The organism is Microbulbifer sp. 2205BS26-8, assembly GCF_030731025.1.
GTDB classification, from domain to species: domain Bacteria; phylum Pseudomonadota; class Gammaproteobacteria; order Pseudomonadales; family Cellvibrionaceae; genus Microbulbifer; species Microbulbifer spongiae.
The window spans coordinates 23,302-37,646 of sequence record NZ_JAVAMR010000035.1; the positions used below are offsets into that span (position 1 = coordinate 23,302).

The 14,345-nt window shown below is 58.2% G+C and carries 15 protein-coding genes, 1 other RNA gene and 2 pseudogenes; 8 read left to right on the forward strand and 10 right to left on the reverse strand.

Annotation, left to right across the window (positions count from 1 at the left end):
• Positions 1-33 precede the first annotated feature (33 nt).
• The 7 genes and pseudogenes from Q5Y71_RS12035 to Q5Y71_RS12060 all read right to left on the reverse strand — a co-directional run bounded on the left by Q5Y71_RS12035 (position 34) and on the right by Q5Y71_RS12060 (position 6,753).
• Positions 34-1,149 (reverse strand): CNNM domain-containing protein, encoded by a 1,116-nt coding sequence (locus tag Q5Y71_RS12035; RefSeq protein WP_301415401.1) that lies wholly within the window; start codon positions 1,147-1,149, stop codon positions 34-36.
• On the reverse strand, positions 1,146-2,138 hold the full coding sequence (locus Q5Y71_RS12040) for a rhomboid family intramembrane serine protease (protein ID WP_306042395.1): 993 nt from the start codon (positions 2,136-2,138) through the stop codon (positions 1,146-1,148). Before Q5Y71_RS12040 ends, Q5Y71_RS12035 begins: the two co-directional genes overlap by 4 nt.
• 116 nt (positions 2,139-2,254) lie before the next feature.
• Positions 2,255-3,490, reverse strand: a complete 1,236-nt coding sequence (locus Q5Y71_RS12045; protein ID WP_306042396.1) for a UbiH/UbiF/VisC/COQ6 family ubiquinone biosynthesis hydroxylase — start codon at positions 3,488-3,490, stop codon at positions 2,255-2,257.
• A 38-nt stretch (positions 3,491-3,528) separates the two neighbouring features.
• Positions 3,529-4,770 (reverse strand): FAD-dependent monooxygenase, encoded by a 1,242-nt coding sequence (locus Q5Y71_RS12050; RefSeq protein ID WP_306042397.1) that lies wholly within the window; start codon positions 4,768-4,770, stop codon positions 3,529-3,531.
• A 70-nt stretch (positions 4,771-4,840) separates the two neighbouring features.
• A complete protein-coding gene (locus Q5Y71_RS17585; RefSeq protein WP_371877037.1) occupies positions 4,841-5,635 on the reverse strand; it encodes a M24B family metallopeptidase in 795 nt (264 codons plus the stop codon).
• A gap of 90 nt (positions 5,636-5,725) precedes the next feature.
• Positions 5,726-6,187, reverse strand: a pseudogene (locus Q5Y71_RS17590) (aminopeptidase P N-terminal domain-containing protein).
• An 11-nt stretch (positions 6,188-6,198) separates the two neighbouring features.
• Positions 6,199-6,753: a UPF0149 family protein gene (locus tag Q5Y71_RS12060; protein ID WP_306042398.1), complete on the reverse strand. Its 555-nt coding sequence runs from the start codon at positions 6,751-6,753 to the stop codon at positions 6,199-6,201.
• A gap of 207 nt (positions 6,754-6,960) precedes the next feature.
• Between Q5Y71_RS12060 and Q5Y71_RS12065 the strand changes: the two genes are divergently transcribed.
• From Q5Y71_RS12065 to Q5Y71_RS12080, 4 genes are all read left to right on the forward strand, one after another.
• Positions 6,961-7,164: a TIGR02449 family protein gene (locus Q5Y71_RS12065; protein WP_301415406.1), complete on the forward strand. Its 204-nt coding sequence runs from the start codon at positions 6,961-6,963 to the stop codon at positions 7,162-7,164.
• Positions 7,164-7,493, forward strand: a complete 330-nt coding sequence (locus Q5Y71_RS12070) for a cell division protein ZapA (protein ID WP_306042399.1) — start codon at positions 7,164-7,166, stop codon at positions 7,491-7,493. The genes Q5Y71_RS12065 and Q5Y71_RS12070 overlap by 1 nt, the downstream gene beginning before the upstream one ends.
• Before the next feature lie 69 nt (positions 7,494-7,562).
• A non-coding RNA gene (gene ssrS / locus Q5Y71_RS12075) (6S RNA) lies at positions 7,563-7,743 on the forward strand.
• A gap of 25 nt (positions 7,744-7,768) precedes the next feature.
• Positions 7,769-8,347 carry a 5-formyltetrahydrofolate cyclo-ligase gene (locus Q5Y71_RS12080; protein ID WP_306042400.1) on the forward strand — a complete coding sequence of 193 codons (579 nt, stop codon included), beginning with the start codon at positions 7,769-7,771 and terminating at the stop codon, positions 8,345-8,347.
• A 91-nt stretch (positions 8,348-8,438) separates the two neighbouring features.
• Here Q5Y71_RS12080 and Q5Y71_RS12085 read toward each other — a convergent pair whose 3' ends face one another.
• Together Q5Y71_RS12085 and ilvA are read right to left on the reverse strand one after the other, a co-directional pair.
• Positions 8,439-8,576, reverse strand: coding sequence for a hypothetical protein (locus Q5Y71_RS12085; RefSeq protein ID WP_301415409.1), 138 nt, complete (start codon positions 8,574-8,576; stop codon positions 8,439-8,441).
• A 243-nt stretch (positions 8,577-8,819) separates the two neighbouring features.
• Positions 8,820-10,343: pseudogene (ilvA, locus tag Q5Y71_RS12090) on the reverse strand (threonine ammonia-lyase, biosynthetic); the annotation flags it as partial.
• 182 nt (positions 10,344-10,525) lie between these two features.
• Here ilvA and rpiA point away from each other — a divergent pair.
• The 3 genes from rpiA (at position 10,526) to Q5Y71_RS12105 (ending at position 12,432) form a co-directional block, all read left to right on the forward strand.
• On the forward strand, positions 10,526-11,197 hold the full coding sequence (gene rpiA / locus Q5Y71_RS12095) for a ribose-5-phosphate isomerase RpiA (protein ID WP_306042401.1): 672 nt from the start codon (positions 10,526-10,528) through the stop codon (positions 11,195-11,197).
• A gap of 15 nt (positions 11,198-11,212) precedes the next feature.
• On the forward strand, positions 11,213-11,839 hold the full coding sequence (locus tag Q5Y71_RS12100; RefSeq protein WP_306042404.1) for a hypothetical protein: 627 nt from the start codon (positions 11,213-11,215) through the stop codon (positions 11,837-11,839).
• A 215-nt stretch (positions 11,840-12,054) separates the two neighbouring features.
• A complete protein-coding gene (locus Q5Y71_RS12105; protein WP_306042402.1) occupies positions 12,055-12,432 on the forward strand; it encodes a DUF4168 domain-containing protein in 378 nt (125 codons plus the stop codon).
• Positions 12,433-12,472: 40 nt separating this feature from the next.
• Here the strand turns inward: Q5Y71_RS12105 and Q5Y71_RS12110 are convergent, their stop codons facing one another.
• Positions 12,473-12,787, reverse strand: coding sequence for a helix-turn-helix domain-containing protein (locus Q5Y71_RS12110; protein WP_301415413.1), 315 nt, complete (start codon positions 12,785-12,787; stop codon positions 12,473-12,475).
• Positions 12,788-13,072: 285 nt separating this feature from the next.
• Between Q5Y71_RS12110 and Q5Y71_RS12115 the strand changes: the two genes are divergently transcribed.
• Positions 13,073-14,101, forward strand: coding sequence for an AraC family transcriptional regulator (locus Q5Y71_RS12115; RefSeq protein WP_306042403.1), 1,029 nt, complete (start codon positions 13,073-13,075; stop codon positions 14,099-14,101).
• Positions 14,102-14,345: the final 244 nt, after the last annotated feature.

A 14,345-nucleotide genomic window follows, 5' to 3' on the forward strand; every position in this document is an offset into this window, starting at 1 on the left:
CCCCAGGGAAAGCCGGGACTGAATGGGGGAAAATCATTTGTCGGAATGATTCCGCCCATCGCCGGTGTCCTCGGTGTCTTTCTCCTGCTGGGCTGATTCATCCACCTTGAGGCCATACCTCTTCGAGCGCCAGCGCCACAGTCGCTTGGCCAGTTCCTGTCGGTCCGGCGTTTTGTCGGCCTCATCGACGATTTCCTCGCCGAGTAGCGTCTCCAGCAAATCCTCCAGGGTCACTAGCCCCTCGAGGCTGCCGTACTCATCCAGAACGGCACTGATCTGTACCCGCCGCGACAACATTTTCTGGAAAGCCTGATAGATGGTGGCGGTTTCCGGCAGCATCAGCATATCGCGGCGGTATTCGGCCAGTTTCCTGTGCCGTTCCCCCTTGGCATAGGCGAGCAGCAGCTCCTGCTTGAGTACAAATCCCACCACACAGTCGGGGTCGCGATTCTCAAAAACCGGGATGCGGGAAAAACGGCCTCGCTCCACCTCCTCGTAGGCTTCACCCACCGTCTCATCCTGGGGCAGGGAAAATACCACGGTGCGCGGTGTCATCACCTCCCGCACCGAGTGATCGCGCAAGGTAAAAAACAGGTTGCGCAATATATTCGATTCGCGTGGCTCCAACTGCCCCTCCGCCTCGCCGATCTCCGCCATGACCGCAAACTCGTCACGGCTGAAACCTGTCAACGTGGGGCCGTGGGTGAGACCGCGGGTCAGCCACTCCGACATTTTCACAAACGGATACAGCAACCACACCAGAGTACGCAGCACGAAAGCGGTAAAAGGCGCCAGTTGACGCCAGTAAATTGCTCCCAGGGTTTTGGGGATAATTTCGGAGAAAACCAGGATTAACAGGGTCAGGATCGCCGAGGCAATGCCCAGGTACTGACTGCCGAAAACCTCTGCAGCCTGGGCACCGGCGCCGGCAGCTCCGACAGTGTGCGCAATGGTATTCAGGGTGAGGATAGCGGCCAGGGGCGCATTGATATCCGCTTTGAGTTTGCGCAACAGTGCTCCAGCCCTGTGCCCCTTCTGCTCCAACAGGCGCACATAGGGTGTGGTGACACTGAGAATGACCGCCTCGGCGATGGAACACAAAAAGGAGAAACCGAGAGCAATCAGGATATAGGTGATTAAAAGACTCATAATTTACGGGCAACAGTGGCATCAGGGTTGAATTTTCGCGCACCTCCCAAGGCACAGTAAACCAGGGCAATCACCAGTCCGTTGAGAAAGCCACCGATATGCGCGGCATTGGCCACACCCACGCCGGTAAAGAAAGTCACAATGCCCAACGCACACAGGAGCAACCAGATCAGTGCCACAGCCGGGATACCATAGGGAACATCCCGCCACGCGGGCTGCCAGCGCTGTATCACCACTACAGCGCCCACAAGCGCATACACCACACCGGACATACCGCCAAAGCGGACCTGCGGTTCCCACAGATACTGGGACACATTGGAGATAACGGCCCCGAGCACGACCAGGGCGATAAACGCCAAACTCCCTGCGCGGGCCTCCAGGGGCCGGCCCAGTATCCAGATGCCCAGGGCGTTGAACAGGGCATGGGCCAGGGAAAAGTGCACCATCGCCGGGGTGATCAGGCGCCAGTACTCCCCCCGCTGCAGATGCAGTGCCAGAGAGGAGTGTACAGACAGAGGGCTGCCACTGTGATCCGGGGTGATCAACAGGGCATCTGCAGAGTGATTGGCCAAAAGAACCCAGCCGAGGAAGCACAGGGCAATCAACACCAGGCTGACCGGGGTCCGGACCAGGGGGAAAAACGGTAACACCGGGCTTGCCGGTTGCGACCCGACCGGCTTGTGTCCGGTGCGGTTTTCAGGGCCTGACTCCGGTGCCTGTGGCGGCTGTACTCTGGTCTCACCGGGCCCGGAGCGATCGCCGGGCGCGACGCGCTGCAACTGCACCTCATCGAAACTGATCTCTCCTGCTTCCCAGCGCTGCAAAAGCGGCTTTAGTATTTGCCCGAGGTGATCGTCAACCGTCAGCAATAACTGCCGGTTTTTTTCCTCGACGATCCGCAGCGGCAATTGATAGCGCTGGATAAAACCGACCAGTGCACCGAGATCTTTTGAGAGGGGAAACGAGTAAACTGCAATCCACTGGCTCAATTGACAAAAACCTTTTTTATAGTCCCGCCACAGGCGCGCCCAACGCCAACCGGATGCCCCCGCTGGCCTGAAGAAAGTGCGACAGCGCAAATCGACAATGCGCCAGTGGGCCCTCACTACACCGCCATAGCCCGCAAGATGATCCGTTTCTTTAACATGGGGCTGGCGTCCACCATATTCAAACCGGTATTGCGCAGCCAGCGCCAGTGCAACTGCCCGGCACCAAAAAGCGATTTGAAGGCGCTCATGGCCTTCAGGGTGGCGGCATTGTCTCCGCGACGACGGCGCTCATAGCGCGCCAGTACCGATGGGTGGGCGGGTTCCAGTCCGCGCGACAGGGCGCGATCAATCTCATCACCCAGCACGCGCACATCCTGTAATCCCAGGTTGACGCCCTGCCCCGCCAGGGGGTGGATACTGTGGGCAGCATCCCCCACCAGGACCGCTCCCGGGCCCTGATAGCGCTCCGCATGGCGGGCGCGCAGAGGGAAGGACAGGCGCTCAGTAACGGATTCCACTTTGCCGAGCCGGCTCTCGAAGGTTTTTTCCAGGTTCAGGGCAAAGGCCCGGTCGTCCAGCATCAGCAGTTCCCGCGCCAGCTCGTTGTCCGCCGACCAGACCACGGCACAGTGGTTGTTATCACCGAGTCCGGCCAGGGGTAAAAAGGCCAGCGGGCCTGTCTGCAAAAAGCACTGCCAGGCGGTGTGGCGGTGCGGCTTTTCACAGCGGACCACACACACCAAGGCAGTCTGGTGGTAATCGGTGTCCTGGCAGCGGATATGCAACAGGTCCCGCACCCTGGAGCGGACCCCGTCCGCGCCAACCAGAAGCCGTGTGCGCACTATCTCGGGCTGCTCCCGCAGCCCCTCCAGCGCATTGACCTGGTCACCACGGGATTGCAGATGCCAGAGCCCGCAATCGCGCCACCAGCTCTCCAGGCAAAAGCCGTTGACCAGCTCCACATTGGGCAGTGCCTCCAGGCGCGAGCGCAACGCACTCACAATCACAGTGTTCTCGACGATATGGCCCAGGTTGGGCAGTTGCACATCGCGGCTCGTAAAGCGCACAGAGCCGGTACCGTCGGCATCCCAAACGCGCATCTCCACATAGGGGCAGGCGCGCGCCGCGGCGATCTCCCCCCAGGCGCCCACCTCCTCGAGCAGTTCGCGGGAGGCCTGGGTGAGCGCCACCACGCGGGACTCGTAGTGCTGTGCCGGTTTGGGTGCGGTTTCCGTAGCAGACTCCAGCAGCGCCAAGCGCATCACCGGGTGGCGCACCGCCAACAGCGCAGCCTGGGCCATGCCTACCATGCCGGCGCCGACAATGGCGAAATCCAAGCGGTGTCTATTCATAGCAACCCCATTGCGCAGTTGTGCCGACCGGGGCACCGTTAAAGCCCAAATCCCGCCGCCTGACGCACAAATGCCGAGCGCAGAGGCGGCACCAGCGTCAAACCCAGCATGCCCATTTGACGCAGGCCCTGCAGCAGCGGGTTCGATGCTGCGAACAGGACCGGTATACGATCGCTGAAGCCAACCGTCAGCTGCTGGTCCAGGCGGCGGCCACGACCATAGGCCGCCAACCTCTGCAACTGCGACGAAGATCCCTGTACCGGCCATTCGCCTGCCATCGCCTGTGCCAGACCGTAACAATCACGCAGGGTCAGGTTGAACCCCTGTCCGGCCACCGGGTGCAGAAAGTGTGCACAGTTGCCGATCAACACTATATTGCGCCGCCACTGCTCCCGCGCCAGGGACAGGCTGAGGGGGTACGCTTGCAGGGACCCCATACGCACAAACCGCCCTGCGCGCCAGCCAAATGCCCGCTGTGCCTGCTGCAGCCGCTGGCGCTCGGACAATGCACACAGCGCTTCGGCATCCTGTTGCCCACAGACCCAAACCAGAGCCGCGCGATACAGCCCGTCCCGCTGTGGCAGTGGCAGCAGGGCCATGGGACCGTCAGCGGTGAACCGCTCGTGGGCAACCCCACTGTGGTCCCGCTGTAGACCAACAGTAGTGACCAGCGCCCGCTGTTGGTACTTTACTGTGTCAATTTCTATACCCAGTTGACGACACAGGGGGGAATCAGCCCCTTCGGCGATCACCAGCAACCCGGCGGTCAGGCGATGCTCAGCGCATCCCTCGCCGGCGCGCCAGCGCAGGCTCGCGCCCGGCGCGCCCATGCAAACCGTTGTTACCTGGGCCGGGGCAACAAGTTTGACCGGTGTGTCAGCCAGGGCACTGTGCAGGATAGGCCCCAGGGCTGCATTCTCAATCACTGCCCCCAGCATACCCTCGAAGCCTGCCCACTGCTGTTCACCGACAGTGAGGCAAGCACCAAACACCTGGCTGCGGTCGCTCACCTGAATACGCTGAATGGGGGCGCTGTATTCGCGCAGGGCAGGCCAGAGATCCAGCTGTCGAAACAACTGCAGGCTGCCCGCGGCTATCGCCGTGGCGCGGGTGTCGAAACTGGGTAACCGAACGCTGGCCGCAACATCTGGCAGCGCTCTCTGCTCCAGTAAGACCACACGGAGTTGTGGGCAAAAATGCGACAGCATCAGTGCCAAGCTTGCACCGGCCATGCCGCCACCGACAATAGCCACATCAGTTCGCTGGTGAGTCTCGTTCATGAAGCGTTTCCCCCGGGCCAGGCGCCCCACAGTCTTTGGGCCGGCAGGCACAAAAATAGCGCATTAAACATTAACGGGTCATTAGGTCCCCGCCGTGGCGCATGGTGTACTCAATCTCTGCCACGGCCCTGGGAGCGGCGGCGGACAGGACCTGCACACCGTCACGGGTCAGGGCGACATCGTCCTCGATTCGAATGCCAATCCCGCGAAAGTCCACAGGGATACGCTCGTCATCCGCAGGCACATAGACGCCGGGCTCAACAGTCATTGCCATCCCCACCTCCAACTGGCGCCAGGCGCCGTGTACGCGGTAGTCCCCGACATCGTGCACACCCATACCCAGCCAGTGGCCGACGCGGTGCATATAAAAGTGCTGGTAGTCACCGGTTTCAATCAGACCGTGCACCTCGCCGCGCAGTAATCCCAGATCCACCAGGCCGCGCGTAATCACTTCCACGCTGGCAGAGTGGGGGTCATTCCAGTGATTGCCTGCCCGTACCTGATCAATTGCCGCCTGCTGCGCCGCCAGAACGATGTCATAAAGGGCCCTCTGTGCACCGCTGAAGCGACCGCTTACCGGGTAGCTTCTGGTGATATCGGCAACATAACCACGATACTCACAGCCCGCATCCACAAGCACCAGATCCCCCGCCTTTAATTGCGCACGATTGCTGCAATAATGCATCACAAAGGCGTTGCGGCCACTGCCGATAATGGTTGGATAGGCGGTTTCCCGTGCCCCGCTGTCCACAAAAGTGTGTAACAGTGTTGCCTCCAGCTGGTATTCATAGAGCCCGGGCTCACAGTGTGCCATGGCGCGGCGGTGCGCATCGGCACTGATGTTTCGGCTTTGGTCATCAGGCACAATTCCCGGGCACTTTTTATCTGGCGCAGTTCCCGCAACGGATAATCCAAGTCGACCGTATCCGGCACACCTCTGTTGTCCGATGCCGCATCAATGGCCTGCAGATAGTTGCGGATGCGCCTGTCCAGTGAGGGTAGCGCCCCATCGGGAAATAAATACGCCCGCAGCCCTCCACTCCAAAAGCCCTGGCAAAATATCGTCCAGATCTCCGATGGGAAAGGCGTCGGCCAGACCGAGGTGTTCGGCGGCGCTTTCGGTCCCCAGGCGCGGGCCGTCCCATCTCTCCCTTGCCGCATCTTTCTCCCGACAGAACAACAGGGATTCCCCTCGCACACGCCCCGGCACCAGTACCAGCGGTGCTTCGGGCTCAGCAAAGCCGGTCAGCTAGAGAAAATCGCTGTCCTGGCGAAAGGGGAAATAGGTATCGCGGGAGCGCAGTTGTTCACTGGCGGAGGGGAGAATCGTCAGGCTGCCCCCCGGTACCAGTTCGGCCATCAGCCGGGCGCGGCAGCGGGCATATTCCGCTTTGCCAATGCCCTCTGCACTTTTCACGTGGCTGGGTATCAGTGCACGGTAGGGCCATCGCCGGTTTGGCCCGCCTGTAACTCGGTGAAGATATTGAGCACTGCAACCCGCACATACTCCTGCAGCTCCACCAGTTGCTGTTCCGCCTCTTCTCCCTCCTCGACATGATCCGCATCCACCTGCGAGATCGCGCCGATATCTTTCAGGGCCTCCTCACTGGTAGGCATTATTTCTGCCCCGGTGCCGCCGACAGCAAAACCGTGTAAAAAACCCGCACACCAGTGGCCCAGTGCCAGCGTTCGCTCGACAATATCCCCATCCTCGCAGAGTACCAACTGAAAGGAAAAGGCGCTGTCACCCAGTTGTTTTCGGCTGCCCTCCGCCAACTGCAACAACTCCCGGCTCAGGCCAGCAGGCACGGACTCCAGGTCGAGCATTTCGGCCAGCTCGCGCTGCCAGCACTCCTTGTCCGGTTTGGACCCTGTCGCTAGCACACCACAGATAAAACCGTGTAACTCACTGGGGTCCGCGCGGCTGCCAGCCGCGAGAATGGCGTTGGCGAGAAGCGCAAATCGGCTGGTTTCAGAGGTCATGCATAGCGCACCGTTTTTTCCCCAACCGGGATGCAGTCAGCACACTGCGACTGCAGTGTCAGTACAAAGGCCGGGCATTGTCGGAGAATTTTGTGATTGCCCGCGCAGGTGGAGCGATTGACCCACCATTTCGCCGGCCATATAGTAGCGTAAACCCTCGCAGTCTGTCGTGTTGCGAGTCCGATGTCGACCTCAAATGCAGGAAATATGGATAAGCTGCGCGCGTTAGAAAGCACTGTGGATGCACTGATCGCCCGCTGCCAGCAGCTGGCCAGTGACAATCGTGAACTGCGTCGGCAGGAAGCTGACTGGCTGCGCGAGCGCCAGCTCCTGATAAAAAATACCGAAACCGCCCGCTCGCGGGTCGAAGCCATGATCAATCGTCTCAAGGGGCTAACGCAGGATTCCTGATGGCTGACTCTGCCCAAACTCCCGAAACCGTCACTGTCTCTATTCTTGACAAAGAGTACCGAGTCGCCTGTTCGGAAAGTGAGCGCGCCGGGCTGCAGGCCTCTGCCCGTCTGTTGCACGAGCGCATGTCACGTATTCGTGCCTCCGGTACAGTTATCGGCATTGAGCGTATCGCCGTCATGGCGGCTCTGAATATTGCCCACGAGCTGATCCAGGCAAAAGCAGAATTAGGCCGCATCCCCCTTCAAGAGGAAATGCTCGACCGGCTCAAAGATAAGGTGCAAAACGCACTGGGAGAGATAGGCCCCCCGCAGGAGTCCCAGCCATAATAGCCTGTACCCCAGGGCAAGGTTTAGATTTCCGGTTAACAGCCTCGCCACTCCCGGTTATACTTACTCCATACCCTGGGGTGCTGGCCAGCAGACTTTGTCCTTGAGCCGATAATTTTACCCTGGTGGTTTCCAGCGAATACTGGTGTGCAGGTCCGCCGTGCAGCGGAAAGCCTAATGTACTCCGGATACCACCACCTTGAACCTTACGGTTCAAGGCCTCGTCTACAGCCGCACACTCGGGGTTCCCTATTCTCTCCAGTCATTCCCCACAGATGAGCGAAAACAAAACGCAACTGCGCCGCCGTATGCGTGCGGGGCGACGGGACCTGAGCGCTTATCAACAGCGCCTGCACGCCCGCGCGGCCATTACCCTGTTAAGCCGCCTGCCGCAAATGAGACGCGCGCGGCATATTGGTATTTACTGGCCCATTGACGGTGAACTGGATATTCGCCAGTTATTGCAACGCTTTCGTGCAAAACACTTCTACCTGCCGGTGCTACCGATGGAATCGCAGCCACACCTTAGGTTCAAACGCTGGCATGGGGAGACACTTTCTTTTCGCAACCGGTTTCATATTCCCGAACCCGCAGCCGGTCCCTGCCGCGCACCGAAGTTACTGGATCTGGTACTGGTTCCCCTGGTGGCATTCGACCCGAAGGGGGCCCGCCTGGGCATGGGTGCGGGCTTTTACGATCGCACCTTTGAACACAAGCAGTTATTGCCCGGTGCCGGTCCGCAATTGATTGGTACTGCCCACCAGCTACAGTGCGTTGAGCACCTCCCCACAGATAACTGGGATATCCCCCTGGATCTGGTAGTGACAGAAAAACGTATCTATCGCTGTCGATAACCCCTGAGCAGCCAGATAAAAAAAAGGCCGGGCACACAGTGTGACCGGCCTTTCTTCTCAGTGCGCGAGCAGAGCGCCCCCCGGCATCAGCCTAGCGGGTAACCACTCCCTGCTGCAGAGCAGCCGGTGGCTCCGGCTCCGAGGCAAAAACCCCGGACAAGCCACTGGTGCTCAACAGTACGCCCGCGACAAAGACAATCACAGCGATTGTCAGCGCATCGGGTTTCATTGGGACCATCCTGTACGATCAATTTTGTTGTTATAGGTGCTTCGCCCCGCATATGACACAAGCCACAGCAAAAGTTCCACAACCGGAAAAGATACTGAAAATTCGATGGAATAGTAACCGGTTTTTGCACATTTTATGGGGTTTTTGTCGCATTTTTACACAAAGAAACCCACAAAAAGTAACCCCCGGTCGGCGCAACCATTCTTGTCAAAAGCTTTTACTCCACCTGATTCTGTGCGGGACTCAGTTGGCCAGAAAACAGGAATAGGCCGGGTTCTCTGTTTCATCCCAGAAGGGGAATTGCAATTGCTGCAGCACCTCCAGGAGCGCACTCCGGGCAGCTGGCACAACCTGCAGCCCAACCAGAACCCTGCCAAAGGCAGCACCGTGGTTGCGGTAGTGAAACAGGGTAATATTCCAGCGCCCCTCCAAGTGTTCAAGGAATGTGCGCAGGGCGCCTGGCCGCTCGGGAAATTCAAAGCGATATACGACTTCATCGCGCAATCCCGGCACCCGGCCACCCACGAGGTGGCGGATATGCAATTTGGCCATCTCATTATCGGTGAGATCGGTTACCCCATAGCCGCCCGCTTCCAGTTTGCCGATCAATCGCTGCCTGTCGTCATCGGCGCTCACCTGCAGACCCACAAAGATATGGGCTTCCTCGTCACTGGCATAGCGGTAATTAAACTCGGTGATGGCGCGATCTCCCAAATCCCGACAAAAGCGCAGGTAGCTGCCGGGGTGCTCGGGTATGCGCACCGCGAGCACCACCTCGCGCTTCTCACCGATTTCCGTGCGCTCGCTGATATAGCGCAGCCGGTCGAAATTGAGATTGGCCCCACTGCACACCGTGGCCAGAGCGGCGTTGCGACACTCGTTCTGCCCGGTAAATTTCTTCAACCCCGCCAGCCCCACTGCACCGGCGGGCTCGGCGATGGAACGGGTATCTTCAAAAATATCCTTGATGGCGGCACAAATCTCGTCCGTGCTCACGGTAATCACACCGTCCAGAGTTTCACTCAGCACCCGAAAAGTCTCCTCGCCGATCTCGGCTACGGCAACACCGTCGGCAAACAGTCCCACTTGCGGGAGGCGCACCCGTTTACCGCCTGCCAGAGCGGCTTTGAGGCAGGCGGCGTCCTCGGGCTCAACCCCGTACACCCTGGTCTCCGGTCTCACATACTTGATAAAGGCGGCCATACCCGCAGCCAGCCCGCCACCACCTACCGGAATAAATACGGCTTTCAGCTCGCCGGGGTGCTGGCGCAGCATTTCCATGGCCACGGTGCCCTGACCCGCGATCACATCGGGGTCATCATAAGGATGGACAAAGACCAGGCCCCGCGCCTCAACCAGTTGCCGCGCACGCGCAGCCGCCTCGTCAAACGTATCCCCGTGCAGCACCACCTCAGCACCGCGCATACGTACCGCGTTGACCTTGATATGTGGGGTTGTCTTTGGCATCACAATCGTGGCGCGCACCCCCAACTGTGCTGCCCCCAGAGCCAGACCTTGTGCATGGTTGCCCGCAGAGGCGGCGATAACCCCGCGTGCCCGCTGCTCCGGCGGTAGCTGCAGCAGTTTGTTATAGGCACCGCGTATCTTGAAGGAAAATACCGGTTGCAGATCCTCTCGCTTAAGCAAAATACGGTTGTTGAACCGGTGGGACAACTGGCGCATCTGCTGCAATGGTGTCTCGGTAGCGACATCATAAATGCGCGCGTCTAAAATGCGCTTGATATAGGACTTGGGCATAGCGTGTTTCGGTAGCCGTTGCGTATCATTACTTTGCGCGACTCAGGGGAGGGGAGCTGCAGGCGCACACCTTCGGCAGGCCAGTCTAAGCCCTTACAGGCACATTTGCCATAAATTTTACGATATTGCGCTTTTTTATATCAAATAATATAAGCAAGCCCGATATAATTGCTGAGGAAATTATCCTTAAGATGACCCAGGATGAATTGAAGCTTGCTTCCGCGCGCGCGGCTGTCGACTATATCGCCCCACACCTGGAAACCGGCTCCATCGTCGGTATCGGTACCGGTTCTACAGCGAACTTCTTTATCGATCACCTGTCAGGGATCAAGGGCAAGTTCGACGGTGCTGTGGCCAGCTCCGAAGCCTCCGCCGAGCGACTCAAGTCCCACGGTATTCCGGTTTATGAGTTGAACTGTGTCGACAGTATCCAGTTCTATGTGGACGGTACCGATGAGGTCAACCCGACACTCGAGCTGATCAAAGGGGGAGGGGCGGCCCTGACCCGGGAGAAAATAGTCGCAGCCTGTGCCGACCTGTTTATCTGTATTGCCGATGAGAGCAAGTGGGTCGAGACACTTGGCGCGTTTCCGCTGCCGGTGGAAGTGATTCCCATGGCGCGCGCGCTGGTAGCCCGCGAGCTGGTAAAACTGGGGGGGGACCCTGTGTATCGCCAGGGTGTGATCACGGACAATGGCAATGCAATCCTGGACGTGTATAACCTAAAGATCCACCAGCCCATTGACCTGGAAGAGACGATCAACAATATCACCGGGGTAGTGACCAACGGCATCTTTGCCAGGCGCCCGGCAGACCTGTTGCTGCTCAGTACCGGCACAGGGGTAAAAAACATCACCGGTTAACTGTGTTCTATGGCTATGCGACAAAACAGGAAAAAGAGGATACTGGCAGTATTGATGACCGCCGCGGCACTGAGTATCGGCTGTGCCACCAGCCCACCGGATAATCCCGATGACCTCTGTTCCATCTTTCGCGACAAGAAAGGCTGGTACGCAGACGCCAGGGGAGCAGAGAAAAAGTGGGGCTCACCAATTGCAACCATGATGGCAATCCTGCACCAGGAGTCCCGCTTCGTATCCGATGCCCGCCCACCCCGCAGCAAGATACTGGGCTTTATCCCCGGACCGCGCCCCTCGGACGCTTATGGCTACACCCAGGCCCTGGGTACCACTTGGCGCGATTATCAGCGTTCCACATTCAGATATGGGGCGGATCGCGATGATTTCGGAGATGCTGTCGACTTTGTCGGCTGGTATAACAATACCAGTGCGCGCCGATGCCAGATCCGCTCGAATGACACCTACCATTTATACCTGGCCTACCACGAGGGCCACGGAGGCTTTAACCGGCGCAGTTTTAAAAACAAGGCCTGGCTCAAGCAGGTCTCCCAAAAAGTATCCGCACAGGCACAGCACTATCAGCAACAGCTCAATCGCTGTGAGTCGTCCCTGAACAGGCGCAAGAAGCTCTTCGGCCTTTTTTAAGCTCTAGGTACTGCCGGCAAAAAAACCGTGCCTGGCGGAGAATTACACAACAGGCTCCCTGAAACTGGCTACCCTAAAACTAATGTCCCAGAACTGAGGCCTCGGCCGCCTGCCAGTTCCCCCCACCGACTCGTGTATGAAGCCGGTAGCCCTTACGTGACGCTGGGCGCTCCCCCAGACAAGCAAAAGCGTCCACCGACCTTCTGGAGAGCCCAATGAAGTTTTTTTCAACCTTCCTCGCGCTATCTGCCCTGCTGCTCACCGTGCCGGTTTCCCTGGCGCAACCTGCAGCCCCACAGACAGAGGTATCGAAAGTCTCTTTCAGTGAACCTCAACTCAAACAGTTTGCGGAAGCCTATCGTGCAATTGTGGTGTTGAGCCGCGAGTACGCGCCCAAACTCAAGGCTGCCAGCGATATTCGCGAAGCAGAGGCCCTCAACAAGGAGGCCCAGGGCAAAATGGTCGCGGCGATTGAAAAAACAGGACTGTCGAAAAGCAAATACCAGGAAATCGCCAACAGCATCAAATCCAATCCGGCTTTACTGGAAAAGGTCAACAAACTCCTGCAACAGCCCCAACCACAACCGCAATAGCCAATCCCAGCGGCACGCCACAGTCACCGGGTGTGCCGTTTTAATCCAGCGTAACCTCCAGTAACCGGCAAATAGCCGGCAAATTGCGTTTCACCCAATCTCTGTCAAAAGAGCCCCAGTCGCACAGCCGATAGTAGCCATCATTGTGGCGCACGCCTTCCTGGATAAACGTTACCCTGGTGCCATGACCAGGCAGCCCCTTGGCGATGATGTCTTGTATAGTACGCCGCGGCCAGCCGGTAGCCGCCTCCAGTGCAGGGTTGTTTGGGCGAGGAATCTGTTCGATTAAATACGCAATCAACATACGCCGACAGATCGTCGGGTTCAACTGCGCTTCAATGTGTGCTGACGGCATGCAACTACTCCTTCAGAACCTGGTTACTTGAATGGCCAACCCAAATGACTTGCAGGTCTAAGCAATAAACGAACAGCGGGCCCCAGGCCACAGACTTTTACACAACAACCACAACAGCACCAGACAAATTCCAGCTTATCCGTACTGCCCAGCGGACTTGTCCCTTTCTGACACTCGGCGGCAATAAACCTGACTTTCTCACGCGCTTTACGCATAATCCCGCTTGCATCTGATAAAACACATGCGCCATACACCATATTATTGAGGGTTGAGAGAGTGGAAAGCGTGACACCCAACCTCCGTGAAACGGGCCCAGGGATCCTCGCCGCTGCAGTGCGCGCCCTGCTGGCCGGCGCTCAAGCAGCAGGACTGGACTGCCAGCAGCTGTTGCGTGACAGTGGCATTGATCCCGCCCGGCTCGAGAACCCGGAGGGCCGCATCGGCCGGGAAGAAGTGGCCAGCCTCCTGCGCCTGAAGTGGGATCTGTTGAACGACGAGTCCGGTGGCTTCCTATTACGCCCCTGGCTACCAGGCACCTTCGCCATGATGGGCCACGCCTGTATCAGCTGCCCCAACCTGCACCGGGCCTTATTGCGTTCCGCGCGCTTTATCCACATGGTCAGCGACGACCTGCAGATCAGGCTGGTGGAGGACGGCGAGGAGGCCCACCTGATCTTTCACCACGGCAACGAAAAGAAGCTGCCCAACCAGATTTTTGTGGAGTCCATCGCGGTTATCTGGCTGCGCTTTTTCAGTTGGCTGATCGACCGCACCATTCTGCTGGAGCGTGTGTTGCTGGCATTCCCACCACCGGACTACAATGAAGACTACAGTGATATGTTCCCCTGCAGACACTATTTCAACCAGTCAGAGACCTGCCTGGTTTTCAGCACCCGCTACCTGCAGCTGCCTCTGGTACGCGATGCGCAACAGCTGGCGGAGTTTTTGTCCCGCGCACCGGAATGCCTGCTGACCCAATATAAGTCTGACCGCAGCTTTACCGGCCGTATACGCCGTATGCTGCAACAGCAAAACAGTATTGAAAATCTTTCCCTGGATGATGTTGCAGCGCGCCTCTATACCTCCCCGCAAACGCTACGCAGACGTCTCAAGGAGGAAGGCAACAGCTGGCAGGACATCAAGGATTCCGTACGCCGCGATATGGCGGTTTACCAGTTAAAACAACAGGAGACTGCTGTTGCAGAAATCGCCGAGCGGCTCGGTTTTTCCGAACCCAGCGCTTTTAATCGCGCCTTTAAAAAATGGACAGGGCTCGCTCCCGGTGCCTACCGGGAGAAATTCCGCAACTATTAATCCTATAAAAAACCATACCCCGTAACTCTCTGTTGGTTTTGTTCGGGGTATACCGGCGCAACGGTGTAATTGCACATTTTCAGGACATCGGCCATGGGACCAATGGAAAAATACACCAGGAATTTTTAGAGGTCGTACAAAAAGATACTCAATAAAGGATTAAATACCCTATTTCGTAGCTACGCTGTTTTTATCCAGTCCACAACTAAGTGCCAACTGAATAATGGTACTGAGACTGCTTAAA

Excerpts from the sequence above, each read along its gene's own strand:
- Q5Y71_RS12035 (WP_301415401.1), bottom strand. The coding sequence starts at position 1,149 with ATGAGTCTTTTAATCACCTATATCCTGATTGCTCTCGGTTTCTCCTTT.
- Q5Y71_RS12045 (WP_306042396.1), bottom strand. The coding sequence starts at position 3,490 with ATGAATAGACACCGCTTGGATTTCGCCATTGTCGGCGCCGGCATGGTA.
- Q5Y71_RS12050 (WP_306042397.1), bottom strand. The coding sequence starts at position 4,770 with ATGAACGAGACTCACCAGCGAACTGATGTGGCTATTGTCGGTGGCGGC.
- Q5Y71_RS12060 (WP_306042398.1), bottom strand. The coding sequence starts at position 6,753 with ATGACCTCTGAAACCAGCCGATTTGCGCTTCTCGCCAACGCCATTCTC.
- Q5Y71_RS12065 (WP_301415406.1), top strand. The coding sequence starts at position 6,961 with ATGGATAAGCTGCGCGCGTTAGAAAGCACTGTGGATGCACTGATCGCC.
- Q5Y71_RS12070 (WP_306042399.1), top strand. The coding sequence starts at position 7,164 with ATGGCTGACTCTGCCCAAACTCCCGAAACCGTCACTGTCTCTATTCTT.
- Q5Y71_RS12080 (WP_306042400.1), top strand. The coding sequence starts at position 7,769 with ATGAGCGAAAACAAAACGCAACTGCGCCGCCGTATGCGTGCGGGGCGA.
- Q5Y71_RS12085 (WP_301415409.1), bottom strand. The coding sequence starts at position 8,576 with ATGAAACCCGATGCGCTGACAATCGCTGTGATTGTCTTTGTCGCGGGC.
- rpiA (WP_306042401.1), top strand. The coding sequence starts at position 10,526 with ATGACCCAGGATGAATTGAAGCTTGCTTCCGCGCGCGCGGCTGTCGAC.
- Q5Y71_RS12100 (WP_306042404.1), top strand. The coding sequence starts at position 11,213 with ATGCGACAAAACAGGAAAAAGAGGATACTGGCAGTATTGATGACCGCC.
- Q5Y71_RS12105 (WP_306042402.1), top strand. The coding sequence starts at position 12,055 with ATGAAGTTTTTTTCAACCTTCCTCGCGCTATCTGCCCTGCTGCTCACC.
- Q5Y71_RS12110 (WP_301415413.1), bottom strand. The coding sequence starts at position 12,787 with ATGCCGTCAGCACACATTGAAGCGCAGTTGAACCCGACGATCTGTCGG.